This window comes from Methylocaldum gracile, assembly GCF_053646815.1.
The window spans coordinates 263,587-283,800 of record NZ_CM132196.1; the positions used below are offsets into that span (position 1 = coordinate 263,587).

Sequence of the window (20,214 nt, forward strand, 5' to 3'; positions counted from 1 at the left end):
TGATTTATTCACTTCGTTGCCTGTAGTAGCATTTTGGGGAGAAAATAACGAACTCGGATCTTGTAGATGACCCAATCTTCCTGCCTTCCGGCTTGGCAGTCGCTCAATCGACATTACCGTGAAATCAGCGATCTCCATCTGCGGGATCTGTTCGCTGAAGACCCTCGCCGTTTCGAGCGTTTTTCGCTGCGCCTTGACGACCTGCTGTTTGACTATTCTAAGAATCGAATCGCGGAACAAACCGTGATGCTATTGCTCGATCTGGCCAGGCAAGCCGGATTGAAAGAAAAAATTGCCGCCATGTTCCGTGGCGACAAGATCAATGTCACCGAAAACCGTGCCGTATTGCACGTGGCCTTGCGCAACCGATCCAATCGACCGATTTTCGTCGACGGCAAGGATGTCATGCCCGATGTCAATCGGGTTTTGACGCAGATGCGTCGGTTCAGCGACTTGGTGCGTTCCGGTGAATGGCGGGGATGTACGGGCAAAGCCATCACCGATGTGGTCAACATCGGCATCGGCGGGTCCGATTTGGGGCCGAAAATGGTGGTGAAGGCGCTGTTGCCCTATATGCAGCCCCGGCTGCGCGTTCGCTTCGTATCCAATGTGGACGAAGCGGATCTTGTCGAGAACCTGAAGGACCTCAACCCCGAAACCACACTGTTCTGCGTTTCATCCAAAACCTTTACCACGCAGGAAACCATGACGAATGCCCGATCGGCGCGGGAATGGTTTCTGGCCAAAATCAACGATGAAGCCGCTATTGCGAAGCATTTCGTGGCGGTCTCCACCAATGCCGAAAAAGTGGCCGAATTCGGCATCGATACCGCCAATATGTTCGAATTCTGGGACTGGGTGGGCGGCCGGTATTCGCTGTGGTCGGCCATCGGCCTGCCGATCGCCTTGGCCGTCGGCATGGATGCTTTCGAAGCACTGTTGGCCGGCGCCCACAAGGTGGACGAGCATTTCCGAACGGAGCCCTTCGAGCGGAATATTCCGGTGATCATGGGGTTGCTCGGCATCTGGTACGCCAATTTTTTCGGCGCCGAATCATATGCCATTCTGCCCTACGATCAATATCTGGAAGATTTGCCGGCCCATCTTCAGCAGGTCGATATGGAAAGCAACGGCAAGATGGTGGATATCGAAGGCCATCTGATCGCCTACAGCACCGGCCCGATTATCTTCGGCCAACCGGGCACCAATGGACAGCATGCCTTTTATCAGTTGATCCATCAAAGCCGAAAGCTGGTTCCTTGCGATTTTATTGCTGCGGCGCAAAGCCATCACGGTCTCGGCCGGCACCATGAGACACTGATTTCGAATTTCCTCGCTCAACCGGAGGCGTTGATGCGTGGCAAGACCACCGAGGAAGCGACGGCCGAGCTCGAAGCAGGGGGCGTTACCGGTGAGCAACTGACGGAACTCGCTGCTGCGAAAACTTTCCCCGGCAACAAACCATCCAATTCAATTCTTTATCGAAAACTGACCCCGGAAACTCTGGGATCGCTGATCGCCTTGTACGAGCACAAGATATTCACTCAGGGCGCGATCTGGAACATCAACTCCTTCGATCAGATGGGGGTCGAGTTGGGCAAACGGCTGGCGAGAACCATTCTTTCGGAACTGACCGACGACAGTGCGGTTTCGTCTCATGACGCTTCCACCAACGGTCTGATCAATTACTACAAGCAATTACGCTAGGGTGACGGTCATGAACCCATCCACGCGATGTATTCCCGTCAAGAGAAAACGACCCATTCGTCCTTTCTCTTGACGGAGAGCGGACCGTGCCGGTTCCGAAAATAAGGGTCTACTCTCAGGAACTACGCGTAAGTCTGATCTGATCGAATAAACAATGGACTGCACCAGGGGGCGGCGACTCTCTTCAGCGTGTTTAAAGGAGTTACGGCATGACCGACCTCAATGATCCTACGGCAAGCAATCCAAGCGTGCTAACGCCGGTACATCCGGACATCGAACGTTACTTGACCACTCTCGCCGGTTCGGCCGACACCCCGGTTCTCGTGGAGATGGAAGAGTTGGCTCGTCAGCAGAACTTTCCCATCGTCGGGCGTCTGGTCGGATTGTTTCTGAAGGTCCTCGCCAAAAGTATCGGAGCGAAGCGCATTTTCGAATTCGGCAGCGGTTACGGTTATTCCGCCTACTGGTTCGCAGAGGCCGTCGGGCCGGACGGGCGGGTGATCTGTAGCGATGGCGATCCGAACAATCTCTCCAAGGCGGAACATTTTCTCAGCCAAGCCGGGCTGTGGGACCGCGTCGATTTCCGAACCGGCTTTGCCCAGACCGTCTTCCAGGCTACCGAGGGCGAGTTCGATATCTGCTACAACGACGTGGACAAGGGCGACTATCCCGAAGTGTGGCGCCTTGCCCGCGAGCGTATCCGGCCAGGCGGGCTTTATATTGCGGACAATGTCTTGTGGCACGGTCGTGTTGCTGCCGAAAACCCCGTCGACATCGTTCCCGGCTGGACCGACGCTATCCGCGAACATAACCGACTTATCTTCAACGATCCGGAATTCGATGCGTCCATCAACCCGACCCGAGATGGCGTGGTCGTTGCCCGAAGAAAATAGAAGGCAAAACTCTTGGGATCGGTCAGATCGCGTGTGGAACTATCCATACCGACTGAGACCGATTTGGCCAACGTTTATTGCTGGTTGCATTGGTCCCTGATAAGCGTTCTGGCGCGCGTCACTTTCTGGTGGCGATATCGTAAAGTACATTGACACTAGGTTTCCTCGCTGCGAGATGTCCATCCGAGTCTTAAGCCTTGATAGTGAATACAGAGCCGTTTGTTGGACTTGAGGCATTCCTTCTGTCGCGCTTTGTGTCGGTAGATCACTATATCTGTCAGTAATTTTTACACTTCTAGCGGAAAATGTTACGTGGGCGTTGCTCGTTGCGTGTAGGTGATTGATTATAAATAATCTTTATGCCTTGGCACAAAAATCGCAGATACGTCGGTGCGATTAGGCCGACGTTGTTAAGTCAGACTTCGGCATAACATTAACTTAATACTCTGATGCTATCTGGGAGCGACATATCATGAAGATTTATTTGAAGCATATCGTAGGCGCGGCCGCGCCCCTGCTGTTTGCGCTGAGTACGTCGGCTTACGGCGGCACGGTTGATCTTTTTAGTGAGGGAAATCAGTCCGCCATCGATACTACTAGCGGGGCAGCATGGAACGGCGATTCCACGACTCTTCCCGGTACCGGGGTGGCTAGCAGCACGGGCACTGGTTTGTCGACTGTGCTGGGCGGTCAGCGTGACATTTGGGCAAACTGTATCACTGGTTGCGATGATACTGTTTCCCGGTCGTTAGCCGTCGTCAGCGGTGGTCAATTCAGATTCAGCAACGATTCGGGTGTAACGGGCGAAGCTATTGTCCAGTGGGACGGCAACGATCAGGATATCGCGCTTAATACCACAGGTTTAGGCGGGTTCGATTTAACTTCGGGCGGCACCATTCATGCCTTTCAATTAACCACGATCGAATCGGATCTCGGATGGTTCTTCCGCATCGAAGCTTTCACGGATGATGATGAGTGGACCAAAATTACGCTGGCCGCTACCTGTGTGGACGCTAGCGGTCCGCTCGATCCCGGTTGCGTACCTTCTCCGCACACGTCTACTATTCCCTTTGCGGCCTTTATGGATGGTTCTCTATGCGGATTTACCGGAACGTCGCCCTATGTAGATGGCGTAGTCGCCATCGAATGCGGCTCCGGCGGTACGGCAAATCTTGCTAACCTCGGCGCACTACAGGTGGCACTGAATACCGGTGATGACGTTGCTGGCGGCTCGGCTCCTAGAACCGCAAACCTGGATCTACGCTTGGATAGCGTCGAAACGATTCCTGAGCCCATGACGCTGGGACTGCTTGGTATCGGCCTGGTTGCGGCAGGACTCTCTCGCCGGAACGGCAAGGTTGTCGCAGTATAACACCAACCGGTAAATGCCCGGCGTTATCGGCTGGGCTCTGGTGATAAGTTAAGCGGTTCTGTCATTGCGGCAGAACCGCTTTTTTTTGTGCTTGCGGTCTGTGGACATGCTGGCTTTTTTCGGCTTTCGGCCTGGCTAAGCATTCGATAAAGGGATTGCATTCTCAATGGATTCTTTTCTTGTTTACCGCCTACTAAACACCACCATTCGGATTGTGCTTGAACGGGACGAAGCATCTTCCGACTTCGGAAGAGTTCTGTGCTGAGTCAGCGAACGCTCCGTGCGAGATTTGGCGCCAATCTCTTTTCTCAATATTGCTGTTTGAGCCCTAATTGCTCCGATTGCCCAAAAGATGCCTTACAATCATGTGACGAATCGGATTGGGGTTAATCCGGGGCAGGGATGCCCCGGCGCGGCGACAAGCCGCGTGAGCCCAGGCCGGGCGTGTACCGGCCTGGGCGGCGGCCCGAAATACCAGGAGGGTATTTACGGGCCTGATTAATAATTTCAGTCATTTTCCCAATAGGTCTTTAGCCTCTAGGTCATTTGTAAACCGAACATTGGAGATGCTTCATGACTCTTATTTCTCTCGGACGAAGATTGAAAATCCCGGTCTTTTCGATTTTGCTGCTGTTGTCTGCCTGCGGCGATATTTCTCCGGCACAGCGTCTGAAGCAGGCTGACGAGGCGCTCGCAAAAGGCGATGTGCGGTTGGCGGTTATCGAGCTGAAGACCGTCCTTCAATCCGAACCGAACAACATGCAAGCTCGGCTGTTACTAGGGCGTGCCTACGTACAGGCGGGAGATTGGGCAGGCGCCGAAAAGGAATTGCTGCGTGCCCGAGAAATGGGAGCCGGTGAAGTTGACTTGGAGCCTTGGCTGGCGACGAGCTTACTCGAGCAGGGGCGGCTTGGTGATGTCCAAGTGCTTGAAATTCCTGAAAGCGCGTCGAATGAGCTCCGAGGCAATCTGCTCGCGATCAAAGCCGAGGCATGGCTGCGCAGCGGAGAAAACTCCGAATCTGAAAAGCTCGCGCGTGAAGCCTTGGACGCAGTACCTAATTTCGCCCCTGCGCTGCTGACGATGGCTCGTCTGCACGGGAGGCAGGGGCAAATTCCCGAGACACGGGAATGGATTTCCAAAGCGCTCGCCGCCGACCTGAAATACGGGCCGGCCTGGGAGCTTCTCGGTTACATCGAAACCCAGGAGAGTCATTTTGAAGCCGCAGAGGAGGCGTATTCCAAAGCGGCGGAGGACCGCATTCTGCGTGCCCCGGCTCTCGTCGCCCGAGCCGTAGCGCGTATTCATTTAAAAAAATACGATGAGGCCGCGGCGGATCTCGACGAAGTCGGCAAACGGCTTAAGGATTCTGCGGCACTTCATTTCGCCAGGGGGCTGCTGAATTTCGAACAAAAGCGTGTCGCCGAGGCGCAGGAAGCTTTCGATGCGGCTTTGGCCGTGGATTCTTCCCATTTCCCGTCTTTGCTTTACGGCGGCGCGGCTCACGGCCTACTGGGGCATAGAGCCCAGGCAGAAGATTATCTAAGAAAATATTTGAGCCATGATCCGAGCAATGTAAAGGCTCAGTCTCTATTGGTGCACTTGGAAGTACAGAATAGCGATCCTGCCAGCGCGGAAAAGCTGGCCAGAGAGGCGCTGAAACAAGCGCCAAACGATGTCCAGGTGATGAATTTGCTGTCGGACGCTTTGAAGGCGCAAGGCAAGCAAGGTGAAAGTATTGAGTACCTGAAACAGATTGTCTCCGCGCAGCCGGAATCGGCCGAGGCACGTACACGCCTGGCCGGGGGGCTTGTTCAGGAGGACGACCTTCAGGGCGCCATGACCGAGTTGAAAAAGGCGCTGGAGCTTGATCCGGAGTTCGAGGGTGCCGTACGTGGCGTCGTGACCTTGCACCTTCACAAGGGGGAACTCGATCAGGCGCTGGATGTCGCGACCGAATATCTCAGTCGCCATTCTGATTCAACAGGGGCAAATACGCTGGTGGGTTTGGTGCATCTGGTCAGACGAGAGACCGACAAGGCGTCTGCCGCTCTGCGGCGCGCGATCGAATTGGACCCGGCTAATGTGCCGGCTACCAATGCGCTGGCGGCAATCGCCGTTCAAGAGAAAGATTTCGAAAAGGCGAGGCGATATTTCCGGCAAGCGTTGAAACATCATCCGGATGATGTGGGCGTGTTAACGAATCTGGCTAAACTGGAAGCAACCCAAGGAAACATCGAGGCCATGGCCGCGGCTCTGGAGGAGGCGGTCAAACGCGATCCAAAGGCGCTGCTGCCGCGACTGTACCTTGGACGCCACTATCTCAAAGCTAAGAATCCCAAGAAAACACTTGAACTCTTATCGGAAGTTCGGTCGACGTATCCGAAAAGCAAGGAGCTTCTGGGCATGCTGGCCGAGGCCGAACTAGCAACCGGCCGCTGGTCCGATGCCGTGTCGAGCCTGAAGAGCCTTGAGAGTCTCGGGCATAAGAAACCCGAAGTGCATTTCCTTATGGCGCAGGCCTATGACCGTCTCGGCGATCGAAAAATGGCACGCGATGCTTTGGAAAAGACTGAAGCTCAGGATCCTTCCTTTGTCCCTGCGCGCATTGCCTTGGCCCGTATGGCTATTCAGGAAAAACGCATCAAAGATGCCGAGACACGGGTAAAGGAACTGAAAAAACGTTTTGGTGGAGATGTTCCGGAGATCGTTCTGGTGGAAGCAGAACTGGCCGAGTTGGCAGGGCGCTATTCCGAAGCAGCTTCTGCATATCAGCGGTTGTTTGAGCTTGCACCGGCTAACAAAACCAGTATTAATCTTTTGCGGCTGTCGCGCGCGCGCTGGCAGGCGGGGGAAAAGGAGGCGGCCCTTCAAGAAGTGGTACAGTGGGTTGAAGAGCATCCCGATGATACAGTATCCCTAGCTGAGTTAGGACAGCTTTACATGAAGTTGCAACGCTCTCAGGATGCTGTCGCCAAATTCAAAATGTTGGCGGAAAAATACCCCAATAATTCATTATTGTTGAACAATATTGCTTATCTCATGCGTGAGACTGACCCCGCAGAAGCGTTGAAGCATGCAGAAAAAGCGCATTCTTTAGCACCCGAGGATCCGGAGGTGCTGGACACGCTTGCAATGACCCTGTTGAGCAACAAGGACACCAAACGGGCTATGGCCAATATTGATCGGGCCTTGGCTAAGCAGCCGGAAAATGTTTCTTTTCTCTTCCATCGGGCTCAAATATTAAGTGCTGATGGACAGCGTCAAGAGGCAGCGAAAATCCTGGACAAGATTCTGCAAAAGGAAGACAAATTTGCGGAGCGTTCGGATGCCGAGGCTATGCGCAGGCGCTTGGCCTCGAACCCGTAGCCGAGTAGATGTTTATTGATCGGAGGTCTGTCACTTTGTTGTAGCGTCGGCGAGGATAGAGGGCTCAAACAAGTTGAGTATCCATATGAGCCTCGTCACGGTTACGGCTCTTCGGATTACTTCATAGCAGAGATGCAGGAGAGGATTATCGGGCACCGACGAATCTGTACCGGCGTTGTAGTACGGCAATGAGGGAATTGGAGTTATAGTGAAGGATCGATGTTTTTGATCTTTTTGGCAGGAATGCCTCCCCAAAGCTCGTATTTCGGAATTTTTGTATTCAGTGTCACAACTGAACCGGCTGCGATCGTTGAACCTTCGCCTATTTCGGTCCCGGACATTATTACTGCGTTGACCCCTACGGTAGCTCCGTTTTCGATCCTGACCTCGCCCAGGATTAGCTTGCCGCTGGTTATCGTGTGTGCCGTGATCACGGAATCTTGCCCGATAATAACCTCGTCGCCGATCGAGATGAGCTGGGGATCGACTAATCGGCCTCCCAGCGCGATATCCTTGCCGATTTTTGCTCCGAACCAGGCGGCAATCAGCGGCTTAGCGAATACCACCGAAAACGGCAAGCAGGCGCCCCGGCCGAATTCGCACACTACGGTGAACAGCTTCCAGTAAGTGAAGATCGGGTCATCCATTGAATAGCAGCCGGGCTGGAACGGCTTGATTCGCAGCATCAATCGAGCCGTCAAACCGGACAAAAAGCCGTAGGCCAGAAGAAACAGAAAAAAATCGGTGAGGACGTTATAGGGGGCCAATTCCCGGGTCAGAGGCGCGAACAGCTTGGCAACGGAGAAAAGGCTTACGGAGAAGAGCAAGGTAAGGATAAGGCCGGATAAGACGAAATCGATCGGTCGTGTTTTCATGCGAATTACCCCCGTTGGCATGAAGCGCTACGCGGCAAATTTACAAGGTCGCGATAGCAAGGTTGGAAAATTATCTCAGCAGCTCGTCCGTAAAGGCGGCGAATCTAGCAGAGGCATCGTATTCTCGGTATGCCCGTCCGAGTTTCTCTGCTGCTGTTTTGTACGATAGATTTGTCAGTATTTCTCTGACCACTTTGACGATCTCGATGCCGGAGATCGTTCCCGCACGCAATAGGCGTCCTGCTCCATTTTGTTGCACCGCCTGCATGTTAAGGTATTGATCTAGGTTCGCGCATATGCCGAGTATCGGGACGCCTGCGCTCAATGCCTGATTGGTTGTCGGGCTTCCGCCGTTACAGATCACCAAATCGGCAATCGCTGCTGCGTCGTCGCCGGGTAAGTAATCGCTGCACAATACATTAGGTGGTAGATTCTTCAGCTGAAACCGGCCTGCCGTCGCGACAAGCAGCGTTACCGGTAGGCTCGAGAGCTCCGCAACGAGCTCCGGCAATCGGCGAGTTTCGCCGGAGCTTCCGAGCGTCAGGTAAATTATGGGTTGGTGTCTTTCTAGCCGTGACCACCAATCGGGTTTAAAGGTCTCGGGCGACCATAGGATAGGTCCGAGATAGTAGTGGTTGGGCGGTAGTTCGGTCGTTTTGACTAGCCCAGGTATATCCGCGTAAAGAACATAATCCCCGTCTGTGTACGTCACTCGGAGATCCGATCCGAGCGATGTTAGCCCGAACTCCTTTCGAATCCGATTGAGAGGTAAGGTGTGGGAGGCGAATACGAGCGGCCGCATAAAATCGAAAAGGGGTTGAGCGAGCGCTGGACCGAGCAGGCGCACCATAACATGCTCGGGCACAGGGTATGTCTGGACTGCGTAGGGGCTCCAATAAATATTGGTTATGTTGGCGTAAGGGACTTTTGCGAGGCGGGCGCTTACAGTCAGTGAAAGACGAAAATCGCCGACGATAAGATCGGGGTTGACGTGCTCGATGAGCCTTAGATCGTCTTTAACATATTGCCGTAGCGTAGGTGTATCGTAAACCGGTTTACCTTTGGCAAGTGCATCGAGAAAGTCGGGGGGAGAAATTGACCGTATAGACACCTTGGCAAGCTTAGAATCTGAGAAAAGAGCATCAAAGCGGCCGTCGCAGGCGAAGTGAACATCATAGTCCCCAGAATCCAAGCTGCTGGCGAGAACATAGGGACGGGCGACGTGGGCGAGCGTCACAGCCTCGGCAATAAAGAGAATGCGTTTTTTTGGCTTGAGGTGCTGTTGAGCGCTTCTAAAAGAATCGGATTTGTCAAAAATCTTTACAGTCTTTTTCATCGATTCGGTCAGGTCACTGGACTTAGGGCGAACTGACGGTGGCTCGGGTTGGAAGCGCGGTCGGGATAGCGACAGTTCAAACCGGCTATCTCGATTCAACCTTCAGTCGAAAACAGTATTGCAGATTATCCATGGATCGCTGTGTTGTTTATTCGCCCTCAATCACTTCTCATGGATTAACATTAACCGAGAAGCGAAACTAAATTTTTGGCCAATTGGCTATTGATGCGTCGATTGTCCTGTTGTAAGGCGGCGAATTAAGGAAGGACAGCGCAATGTTAACGCCTTTGAGCGCACCCCCAGGTCTGTGGTGTCGTCCAATAGGCTCGTTCTAGAGCCTGCATTTCGGCAATGTTCGCCGTAAGGGATTTTGCGGGCGAGGATGAAATGGAAAGGGTAAGCCAAGCCATCACGCGGCATTCCCTTGCCTTATACACTAAAATAGTCGCGACAGGCAGTTACTATCGACCATCCGCCCATCTTGGTTCGTTAGGGAACCTCTGATTTATTCCAAGATGTAGTGATTATTGTCATCCTAAAAACGCTCCTCATTGTGTGTTTTTGCGATTGGATCAGAGCTTCCTTAGAAATCTTTTTTGCAAAAAGAGCTTCTCGCCCATGAAATCAAGTCTAGAGTTGCCGTTACGTAGCCTTTGGAGGCAACCGAGACGGACCTCGATCATGCTCTCGGGGATTGGTGTAGGCATCATTGCTCTGCTGCTTGCGGGAGGATTTATCGAATGGATTTTCTGGGCAATGCGGGAATCAACGATTCTTTTTCGGCTCGGCCATATCCAAGTCGTCAGGCCTGGCTATTTGGATCGGGGCGCGGCGGATCCGTACAGGTTTCTGTTGCCGCATTCCGTCGATGAGCTTGAAGTGCTGGCGAAACTGCCCGGCATAAAGGTGGTGGCGCCACGGCTTAGTTTCAATGGGCTGCTTAGTCATGGGGATACAACGATTGGTTTTATTGGAGAAGGTATAGATCCCGAGAAAGAGAAAGCATTTAAACCGGATCTTTCCATTCAAGAGGGCGTGGGGCTCGATCCGAATCAACCCTTAAGCGCAGTTATCGGGAACGGTCTCGCCGCTAATTTGGGCATAAAATCGGGCGACAAAGTGGTTTTGCTGGCAAATACCGTTTCCGGAGGGATAAATGCGGTGGAGCTTAATGTCGTTGGGGTCTTCTCGACGGCGAATAAGGCGTTCGACGATTCCGCTTTGCGCATACCTTTGATTACGGCAGAGAAACTTCTTAGAGTGTCGGGGGCTCACCGATGGACCGTCTTGCTTGACGACACATCAGATACTAAAAAAATACTCAAGCGAATTCAGCAGCTTTTCATCGAAAAGACCGGAGAGTTCCAGCTCATTCCTTGGTACGATCTCGCCGATTTCTACAATAAGACCGTGAGGCTTTTTTCCCAGCAAATGAATGTGTTGGGAGGCATTATTGGATTCATGATTTTGCTGGGTATATCGAATGTGCTGATCATGAATGTAATGGACCGTACAAGCGAAATCGGCACATTGATGGCCTTGGGGCTCAAACGATTGGAAATCGTCAGGCTTTTTCTCGCTGAAGCGCTTATGTTGGGAGTTATCGGTAGCGTGTTGGGCGTTTCGATCGGTTGGGGTTTGGCTGCGATCATATCGGCAATTGGTATTCCCATGCCGCCGGCTCCAGGCACGAGCACCGGTTATACAGCTGAAATATTTATCACCGGGCCGTTGATCGCCAAGGCCGTGCTAGTCGCCCTGATATCCACTTTTCTGGCCAGTGTATTTCCGGCGTGGAAGGCCTCCCGGCTTGTCATAGTCGAGGCATTGAGAAAGTCACGTTAACCGGATGGCGCCTCATCTCGCTGATTTAATCCATGCTGACATTCGCGCTTAGAAATCTATTTCGACAGACCGTAAGATCTATTCTGACGCTGACGGTAATTGCCTTAGGCGTCGCGGGTATCTCATTAGTCGGCGGATTTATCGAAGACATTTTTGTTCAGCTGCGCGAGTCGACGATACATTCTCAGCTGGGACATTTGCAGATATACAGAAGTGGGTTCTCGACCATCGGCCGCCGCGATCCTTATAAATTCCTGATGGAGGACGTTGACGGGCTCGTTGACCGATTCCGCACGTGGCCGGAAGTTGCCGAGGTTATGAAACGTGTAAGTTTTTCGGGCCTTGTGAATAACGGACACTCCGATTACCCGATTTTGGGGGAGGGCGTCGAGCCAACCAAAGAGAAACAGGTTGGAAGTATGTTGTCGATTGTGGAGGGGGAGCCGCTGAGCGACTCGGACCCGATGGCCATTTTGGTAGGAAAAGGTCTTGCCCATGCACTCAAGGTCAAACCGGGGGATCCACTGACACTCCTCGTCAATACGCCGGAGGGTGCTCTAAACAGCCTTGAATTTACCGTCGTTGGAGTATTTCAAAGTTTTTCGAAGGATTTCGATGATCGCGCCGTTCGGATTTCCCTAGGTTCTGCCCAGGATCTTTTAGCAACCCCGGGAATCCACGCACTGGTGTTCGCATTGAATGATACGGCGGATACTGATCGTGTTGTCAAAAGGTTAATGGCAGAGTTATCGTCAGAGCAATACGAGGTAAAACCTTGGTTCGTGCTCGCGGATTTCTATCAAAAAACGGTCGATATGTATCAGCGACAGTTCACCGTTTTGGAAATCATTATTTTGATCATGGTATTTTTAAGCGTGGCCAATAGCGTAAACATGGCGCTTCACGAACGCATAGGTGAGTTTGGTACGCTTATGGCTCTCGGTAATAGACCTTTCGATGTTTTTAAGTTAATTGTTCTGGAATATTCCATTCTTGGGCTTATAGGTGCGGCGGTCGGAGTCTTTGTCGGCGTTTTACTGGCTGGGGGAATATCTGCTTTCGGTATCCCAATGCCGCCGCCGCCCAACTCGGATATGGGATACACGGCTATCGTACGCGTTGTTCCGAATGTGCTTGGCGTAGCCTTTGTGGTTGGGTTTTTGGCGACGGCTCTTGCTGTCGTGGTGCCTGCGCGAAGGGTTATTCATACGCCTATAGTAGAGGCTTTACGGAGCAATATTTAGAACCTATCCCGGTAGGTCATAAAACCCTTCGACTCGGCTCAGGGCGAATGGCCTACGGAGACAGGGCTCTTAATGGATTTATAGAGGCTACAGTGTGGGGTTGGATGGCGATCACTCCTGAACTTTCTTTAAATAGTCCTTTGTGAAAACCTTGTCGGGCAAATCTCTGAGCTTCATTTTTCTGTAATCCAAGATCGATCGTTCATCCTTTTTCAGAGCATTTTCCATTACTAGCTGAGTAGGGCGTACTTCTCCCTCCATTGATTCGAATTTTTGAAATCGGCAGGTTTTAAATAGCCGGTTTGACAAGGTGTAGAATTCTGCTTTGTATGGGTTGTAGTTTTTCTTATCAACCCAATACAGCACCCTCGGATAGGTGACGCCTCTATCTACGGCGCTAAGTTCAAGCACATAATATTCTCGGCCGTTGATTTCTTCGATTCTTGAAAGTTTTGGATTATAGTCGCCGGTAAAATTCGCTCTGGCCAAATCGCCATTTGCCACCTGGCCTGTCAACTTTTGTGATAAGGGGAGACGAATCGGTTGCGATACGGAGGGCATGAAAGCCCAAAAGTCGCGCCCCCGCATGAGCATGATTTGCCCGCGGTCGGCGGCCGGTGCGGTCGTTAAAATCACGGTGTTTTCGTTACCCTTCGATAAAACACGATATTCGCGCACATCGGGTTCGCTGTCCGAGGTAGTCGTGGTGATGGAGATATCGACCTGAAATCCTTCTTGAGGGAAGCGAATGCGATCTGCCGCTGCCACAATCTCGGCCGGGTCCGGTACGTCGTCGGCTCGAAGCGAGCCGGACAATATTATGTTTGACAATAGGGTAACGGCTGCGGCAAAAGCGAATCGTCGGGCGATAGAGGTTTGCATGTTGTTTCCTAGATGTTGCTAAGCTCGGCTATGCTTTATGAACGGTGACGGTCTAAGCTGGTCGCTTCGGAAGCGTTAGGATATCGGGGTGTTCCCCCGTCGGATTTACGCTTGTCGCCATCCGTCCCGGAGAAATCTGGGAAATAATCTCACTACTTCTATTGATAAGAATTTTTGAAGGATATCCGCATTTTTTTACCTAATTCGAGTACCTTCTACTAGCGCTAGGGGTGCCTTTTCAAAAAGCTTGTTGTTTGACCTTATCGGACAATGTTCGGATACGATAAATATAGTAGGGTAACTTCACACAGACTATAACAGCTAACATGACTAAGGTTCGCGTGGAACACGTATGGAAGGAGTATAAGTTAGGAAAACAGACGGTCGAAGCTCTTAGGGACGTCTCCATGGGGGTTGGGGAAGGCGAGTTCATGGCGATAGCCGGGCCGTCCGGGAGCGGAAAATCTACCTTGCTAAACTTAATCGGTTGCATCGATACCCCGACGCGGGGAGAAATTTACATCGGCAATGAAGAGGTGAGCAAGAAAACACCTAACCAATTGGCCGATCTTCGAGCTCGAACCCTCGGTTTCATCTTTCAGACCTTCAATTTACTACCGGTTCTCTCCGCGTGGGAGAACGTCGAATATCCTCTCTTGTATAGAAAGGATATCCCGCCCAAGGAGCGGCGCCGGCGTGTAGCCCATTACCTGGTCGTGGTGGGGCTTGCTGATTTCGCTAAGCACAAACCTTCGGAACTTAGCGGTGGCCAGCGCCAGCGGGTCGCGATTGCACGAGCCCTGGCCGGGCATCCTGTCATCGTGCTGGCGGACGAGCCGACCGCTAATCTTGATTCCAAGACCGGTGAAGGCATCTTGCAGTTGATGAAGCAACTCAATCGGGACGAAAAAACGACCTTCATTTTTTCGACCCACGACCATCGAGTTATGGAAATGGCGGACAGGGTCGTGAGAATCAGTGACGGCCGGATAATAGTTCCATAAACGCGTGCTTTCCCGATTTGGAGAATTCTCTTGTGCAGTACCCGCGATCATCTCGTCTCTGTCTGTACGGCATCTTGGCTCTTACTTGGCTTTTCAACTCGACAGACGGCGTTTCTGCTGATCTGGAGAAGGAAGCGCCGGTTTCCGTAGACGAGCTATTTGATCTAAAAGACGAAAAAACAGAAAACAAAGAACCGGCATCGGTTGATGAGTTGTTTGAGGTTGAGCGGAAGACGGGTGATGATGCGCGCCCGCTCCGTTGGCCGGATTTGAACGGCTTTTTTCAGAGTGAACTCGCTTACACCTATGCGTCGCCCGACCATTGGTCGAAGTTTCGTAACCTCCTGGAACTGGGAACTCACGGTAGCTGGGGTGCCAGTCTGAAGTGGAAGGCGAGCGGCCGGCTTATGTATGACGCGATTTACGATTTGACCGATTTTTATCCTGAATCGGTGCGTCACGACCAACGTTTCGAGCCGATGTTTCGTGAAACCTATCTCGATTATTCCGCCGGGGATTGGGATTTCCGCTTCGGACGTCAGCACATCATCTGGGGCGAAATGGTGGGATTGTTTTTCGCCGATGTCGTCTCTGCGAAGGATCTGCGCCAGTTCGTGCTTCCCGATTTTGATTTACTACGAATTCCTCAGTGGGCCATGCGGGCCGAGTATTTCAAAGGAGGATTCCATGGCGAAGCGATATGGATTCCTTATATGACCTACAACGATATCGGCAAAGTCGGTTCGGAATTCTTCCCTTTTAATCCACCTCCGACGCCGGGATTCACGACGGTAATCGAGAACGACCAGCGGCCCAACAATACCTTTGAAAATACCGCTTACGGATTAAGGCTATCTTATCTTCAATCTGGCTGGGATACTTCGCTTTTCTATTACAGCGGTCTGGATCTTTCTCCTGCCTTCGCGCGTAACATCGTGCTGGCTCCTGCGCCGACGATTACCTATCGCTCCGTTCACAAGAGAATTCATCAGGTCGGTAGCACGCTTGCCAAAGACTTTGGTCCTTTTGTATTGAAAGGCGAGGCTGTTTATACGGTGGATCAGCCTTTTTTGACGACTCGGCTCATGGATTCGGATGGACTGGTGTCTCAGGATTTTCTCGATTACATCCTCGGGCTCGATTTCAGCTTTTTGGAAGATACGCGCCTCAACCTGCAGTTTTTTCAACGCTGGTTCAGCCACCACGATCAGCACATGATTCCTGACGAGTTAGAGAGCGGTGTATCCGCATTGGTCAGCACGCGGTATTTTCATCCGAAAGTGGAGCCGGAGGTGCTTTTCATACACAGTCTCAATCGGTCCGATTGGAATGTGCAGGCTAAGGTGACTTGGGAGTTTCTGAGGAACTGGCGAATGGTAGTCGGCGCCGATATTTTCGGCGGCCAACCTACCGGACTGTTCGGGCAGTTCGATGCCAAAGACAGGGTATACGGCGAGTTTCGGTATTCGTTTTAATCTCTTGGCGCTGCGACTTGCCCGATCGATCAATCACGCTACCAATCGCGTGTTGATATTCCCTGTCACCAGAAGCTCGGACAAGGGTTTGCGGATCGAGCGTGCTTTTGGCGGTTTTCCTTCTCCAATCCGGCCCATAAATACCGCTCTTTCGACACACTCATCTCCCAAAAGAGCAGTTAGCTCGTTTGCCAATAGTTTTGCCTTTTTCTCGACAGCGTCCACACGAGTGAACTTGATCGATTCTCGGATGTAGCCGGCAAAGATCAAGGGAGTCATTTCCGGCTGTAGCTGCAAACCAAGTTGCGTGGCCGTCAACCAAAAGCGCTGCAAAGCGCGACCTGCGGAAAGATAGTCCCCGACTGAAGTTGGCGGCTTATCCGCAATGAGAGCGAAATGCCCGGCGCTAAAGATTCCGGGGATCAAGTCCAATTCCAGCCTCGGCAGAACGGTTCCGGCGAAATAGGTGTTAAGGAAATTGACCGTCGACCAGCTCCTCATGGCCCATCTCATGAGTCCGAGAGCTAGCGGGTTTAATCCTACGGCCCGGTCGGGAATTCGATCTTCGCTATACTGAGTGTTCCATTCAATGACGTTCTTATGAACCTCATACGCCTCCGGCATCGTAAGCCGAACTTTTCCGTTTCGAAACATCAGTCGCGCAGTCCGTAGCCGATCTTCAGGTTTATCCAGCCACAAGACCGTGTAATCGTTACCTAGGCTTTCGACTAGCCGCATCTTTTCTTGGGGATAAAGTGGCCGCCGTTTCATCGCCCTGCGTTGAGTGGCGCGAATGGGAATATAAGCAGCAAGAGGACTTGGCTTGAGCGCCGGATCGGGCGAAAAATGAACGTCGATCGTCGGCGCTGTTTCGCTGGACTCTGGACGTAGAGACCAGTTGGCGGCTAACCCGTGGCTGCTGGCGGCGATGACGAGATTTTCAAGAAGAGCGCCGATCGCAATTTGGCTGGCCCGGCCCTTAAGGTCGTAAACACAATGATCGCGGGTATCAAACCCATGGATGACGACGCGGTTATCCGAGACTATCTCGAACCGCCAGGGCTGAGTGTTGTCGCCGCTGGGCGCCCACCGGGCAAGTTCGAGAATGCGCTCGAGAGAGGAACGTTGTGGTTCGGTTTGCGCTGAAGGGCACTCGGACAGCTTCGCCATAAATTTTTTTCTCGCAATCCTTAATCCGATTCGTTGCAAGGGGTTTCGGTTTCCTCCGGGTCTCCAGGTACGTACCAGTTTGTTGCGGTACGCGTCGAAATGAACGCCCCATGGTGCGGAGAATACTTTGCCTCTTCGGAGTAGGATTTTCAAAGCTTCTGTCGCTGCAACTCCGGCACACAGTTCGCATCCCATGGCGGTTGAGGGCCCACGATGCAGGGCTAGATTGACGGCGTCGGGGGCGACCAAATACGGTGTCTGCAACATCGCCGGCGACAGCCCCATCAGGAAGCGAACGGTTTTTTCGTTTTCCGGCTGGTTTTCCAGTCCGAAATACTCTTCGAACGTCATTTGGCCGGGAAGGAAATTGAGCAGCGCTACGCCCATTCCGAGCGGCGCTGCCGTGATCGCGGGGATACCCCGTGTTGCGCAAGCGGCAAAGACTTTGGCTCGCATATCTAGCGCGAAAAAGTCCAGCCCGTCGATGTAAAGGTCAGCGTCGTCCAAGAAAGACGTTAAGTTGGATTCGGTAACACCTTCGGGAAATGATCGCAGATCGAGGGTCGGATTGATTTCACGCGCCTTTGCCGCCATCACTTCGGCTTTCGACAGCCCGATCGCATTGAGATCGGCGCCGGCCTGTCGATTGAAGTTTGCCAATTCGAAAGTGTCCATATCGGCGATACTGAAGCCGCCAACGCCGAGGCGCGTTAACGTCAACAGGTGGCTTCCGCCGACACCGCCGAGTCCCGCTATGGCGACGCGTTTGGACCGTAAAATCTGCTGTTCTTCCCAAGTTATCCAGCCGATATTTCTAGAGAACGCGGACAAATAATCGAAGTTCATAAGAGCCTGTGTGATCCGAAGCGCAATTTCACTTAATGTAAAGCCAGTCCGTTCTATTCAGCTAAGCTTATTCTAGACTGAAATTATTAGGCTAATTAGGAACCGGCCATGACAAAAGAAAACTGGTTTGATAGCTTTAATCGGCATTTCGAGGTTATTCCGGCAAATACAGATGAACTGATCAAACAGGTTAAGGCTTTACGGTTCCAGATATATTGCGTAGAGCATCCCTTTGAAGATAAAACTACTTTTAAGGACGGTCTGGAACAAGACCAATACGATCAAAGGGCCGTTCATTCCCTGGTTCGGCATCTAAAGTCAAAACCTGATGAGGCGGCAGTGGCCACAGTAAGGCTGGTTCTTTCCGATAACCAGAACCCACAAAACGGCTTTCCGATCGAGGACCATTGTTCGATTTCTCCGGAAGACAGATCAAGCATCTCACTTAAATTCGAGCGAAAGCAGATAGCCGAAATCTCCCGCTTTGCCGTATCGAAGCAATTTCGGCGCCGCGTTGGGGAGTCCGAGACCATCCATGGTATTGCTGAGCACAAAGTTCCCGTCATCGAGAAGGACGACCGGAGATTGGTTCCTCACATCACTTTGGGGCTGTTTCAAGCGATAGTGCAGATGAGTGCCGAAAACAATATCAAACTTTGGTATGCGGTTATGGAAACGCAGCTGCTGAGATTGTTAAAACGGTTCGGAATTCGGTTTACTCAAATTGGCGAGCCGGTTAATTATCATGGCTTGCGAGTCCCATGCATTGGTCCGGTGGATGAAGTGATGTCCGGCATCAGGCGCGACTGCCCTGCAGTCTGGGAATTCATTACCCAGAAAGGCAGGCTATGGCCGTATTGAGGAATGCTTTTGTAGCGGTAGCGTACCGATCAACCCTGACGCCGATAAGAGACACCGAGATGCGAGATTTTTCAAGGGAATACAGTGAGTCACCGAATTGTGTCGCGATTCGGCGACACCTCGCTGTGAGGAATTTCTGAGTTTACTCCAAGAACTTTCAGTCGAAGCTATTAATTCCGGGTTATTCCGCCATTGGCGTTTTTCTTGCTTATACGCATCCTGGTGTTTCGCATGCTCATTTTGCTGAGCGTCGTCTCAGCGAAGAGCTGCGTACTCTCAGGGCGCGATGAGTCGCGGTAAGGCACCTGAGATCAAATCTGTTCGTTCGATAGGCCGACTCTGCTTGACTTAAGTTGGATTTAAGGAGAACGCGTGATGTTTGATGCTCGCTACGAGGTCGTATTGGCGGATACCCCGGAAAGTAAAGAGATTCACTTCAATCTGAGGTACAAGGTATTTTGCTTGGAAAAGGGATTTGAAGATGCGAGTAGATTCACTTCCGAAATGGAAAAAGATCAGTACGACGACCGGGCGATTCATTTCTTGGTCAGGGAGCCGCTGACAAACAGATGGATTGGCGCTGCGCGCTTAGTGATAGATAAGGTCTCCGCTTTGCCGATTAATCACATTGCTGATATCGAGGTTCCGTCGAACGAAAAAGATGCCGTAGTCGCAGAGTTTTCGCGGCTTCTGGTACTCGACAACTTTCGCCAAGCCCAAACGAAATTGGCTGCGGAACCCGAAATATTATTAGGGCTTATCCGTGCTGCCCGAGACTATTGCCTCCGACAGGATATAAAAAGCGTACTGTTTTTGTGCCGCCGCTCTATTCACAGAATCTTGGGGAACGCAGGCGTCGACATGCTTCAAATCGGCGCCCCCTGTATTCACCGCGGCGTGAGAGCGCCTTATCTTGTGGACTTGGAAAGAGGATTTGATCGGGTTTTTCGTCCGTATAGCCGGGCTTATCAGATGTTTTCCAGGGCACACAGCTACTATTACTACTCGGATCTCTATAGTCGCCAAGTAGCATAAGCCATTCACGATGACCCGGCGATGGAATTCGCGATCATTGTGGAGCTATTTGGAATCGCTAGATCCGTCTTTTCTTCGAAATTCATCCTTTCCATTATGTCGGCTTAAACGTTTACGGCTGCCGCGCAAGCCGTTGACGCTCCGGGAGCGTCGTACCGTTTGAAACGATGACGCTTTCAGGCGCAAGCGCGCTTTGGTGTTTTTGCGCCGCAATCGACATTCAATATGACGCGGTAAGCATGCGTTTGGAGTATGCTAACGGCATTCGGCAATTGCTAGCTTCATTCCGTTAAATCCTCA

At 52.0% G+C, this 20,214-nt stretch carries 14 protein-coding genes; 10 read left to right on the forward strand and 4 right to left on the reverse strand.

All coding sequences use genetic code 11. From position 1 onward, the window contains the following. Positions 1–66 precede the first annotated feature (66 nt). The 4 genes from pgi (at position 67) to prsT (ending at position 7,341) form a co-directional block, all read left to right on the forward strand. A complete protein-coding gene (gene pgi, locus ACWJJK_RS01185; RefSeq protein WP_454128559.1) occupies positions 67–1,707 on the forward strand; it encodes a glucose-6-phosphate isomerase in 1,641 nt (546 codons plus the stop codon). A 209-nt stretch (positions 1,708–1,916) separates the two neighbouring features. Beyond that, positions 1,917–2,600, forward strand: a complete 684-nt coding sequence (locus ACWJJK_RS01190; RefSeq protein ID WP_077730754.1) for an O-methyltransferase — start codon at positions 1,917–1,919, stop codon at positions 2,598–2,600. 472 nt (positions 2,601–3,072) lie between these two features. After that, complete coding sequence (locus ACWJJK_RS01195) at positions 3,073–3,972, forward strand: PEP-CTERM sorting domain-containing protein (protein ID WP_156880141.1); 900 nt, start codon at positions 3,073–3,075, stop codon at positions 3,970–3,972. 573 nt (positions 3,973–4,545) lie between these two features. Further along, positions 4,546–7,341 carry an XrtA/PEP-CTERM system TPR-repeat protein PrsT gene (prsT, locus tag ACWJJK_RS01200; RefSeq protein ID WP_086134688.1) on the forward strand — a complete coding sequence of 932 codons (2,796 nt, stop codon included), beginning with the start codon at positions 4,546–4,548 and terminating at the stop codon, positions 7,339–7,341. 203 nt (positions 7,342–7,544) lie between these two features. On the opposite strand, the gene ACWJJK_RS01205 is transcribed toward prsT, so the two are convergent. Continuing rightward, complete coding sequence (locus tag ACWJJK_RS01205; RefSeq protein WP_168175439.1) at positions 7,545–8,216, reverse strand: DapH/DapD/GlmU-related protein; 672 nt, start codon at positions 8,214–8,216, stop codon at positions 7,545–7,547. Positions 8,217–8,286: 70 nt separating this feature from the next. Beyond that, entirely contained in the window at positions 8,287–9,552 is a 1,266-nt protein-coding gene (locus ACWJJK_RS01210; RefSeq protein WP_077730758.1) for a glycosyltransferase, read from the reverse strand. Positions 9,553–10,233: 681 nt separating this feature from the next. Between ACWJJK_RS01210 and ACWJJK_RS01215 the strand changes: the two genes are divergently transcribed. Next, positions 10,234–11,397, forward strand: coding sequence for an ABC transporter permease (locus ACWJJK_RS01215; RefSeq protein WP_205780788.1), 1,164 nt, complete (start codon positions 10,234–10,236; stop codon positions 11,395–11,397). Between the two features lie 32 nt (positions 11,398–11,429). Next, the gene (locus tag ACWJJK_RS01220) at positions 11,430–12,641 is read left to right on the forward strand and encodes an ABC transporter permease (RefSeq protein ID WP_454128560.1); all 1,212 of its coding nucleotides are present in this window, start codon (positions 11,430–11,432) and stop codon (positions 12,639–12,641) included. Positions 12,642–12,752: 111 nt separating this feature from the next. Here the strand turns inward: ACWJJK_RS01220 and ACWJJK_RS01225 are convergent, their stop codons facing one another. Further along, positions 12,753–13,523 carry an outer membrane lipoprotein-sorting protein gene (locus ACWJJK_RS01225; RefSeq protein ID WP_077730761.1) on the reverse strand — a complete coding sequence of 257 codons (771 nt, stop codon included), beginning with the start codon at positions 13,521–13,523 and terminating at the stop codon, positions 12,753–12,755. Positions 13,524–13,849: 326 nt separating this feature from the next. Here ACWJJK_RS01225 and ACWJJK_RS01230 point away from each other — a divergent pair, with 326 nt between their 5' ends. Both ACWJJK_RS01230 and ACWJJK_RS01235 read left to right on the forward strand, forming a co-directional pair. Next, entirely contained in the window at positions 13,850–14,527 is a 678-nt protein-coding gene (locus tag ACWJJK_RS01230; RefSeq protein WP_077730762.1) for an ABC transporter ATP-binding protein, read from the forward strand. A 32-nt stretch (positions 14,528–14,559) separates the two neighbouring features. Beyond that, positions 14,560–16,002, forward strand: a complete 1,443-nt coding sequence (locus ACWJJK_RS01235) for a DUF1302 family protein (RefSeq protein ID WP_086134691.1) — start codon at positions 14,560–14,562, stop codon at positions 16,000–16,002. A 33-nt stretch (positions 16,003–16,035) separates the two neighbouring features. Here ACWJJK_RS01235 and ACWJJK_RS01240 read toward each other — a convergent pair whose 3' ends face one another. Further along, positions 16,036–18,018, reverse strand: a complete 1,983-nt coding sequence (locus ACWJJK_RS01240; RefSeq protein WP_434131339.1) for a ThiF family adenylyltransferase — start codon at positions 18,016–18,018, stop codon at positions 16,036–16,038. A gap of 108 nt (positions 18,019–18,126) precedes the next feature. Between ACWJJK_RS01240 and ACWJJK_RS01245 the strand changes: the two genes are divergently transcribed. Continuing rightward, on the forward strand, positions 18,127–18,879 hold the full coding sequence (locus tag ACWJJK_RS01245; protein ID WP_434131336.1) for a PEP-CTERM/exosortase system-associated acyltransferase: 753 nt from the start codon (positions 18,127–18,129) through the stop codon (positions 18,877–18,879). A gap of 375 nt (positions 18,880–19,254) precedes the next feature. After that, positions 19,255–19,914 (forward strand): GNAT family N-acyltransferase, encoded by a 660-nt coding sequence (locus tag ACWJJK_RS01250; RefSeq protein WP_077730766.1) that lies wholly within the window; start codon positions 19,255–19,257, stop codon positions 19,912–19,914. The last annotated feature ends 300 nt before the right edge of the window (positions 19,915–20,214 follow it).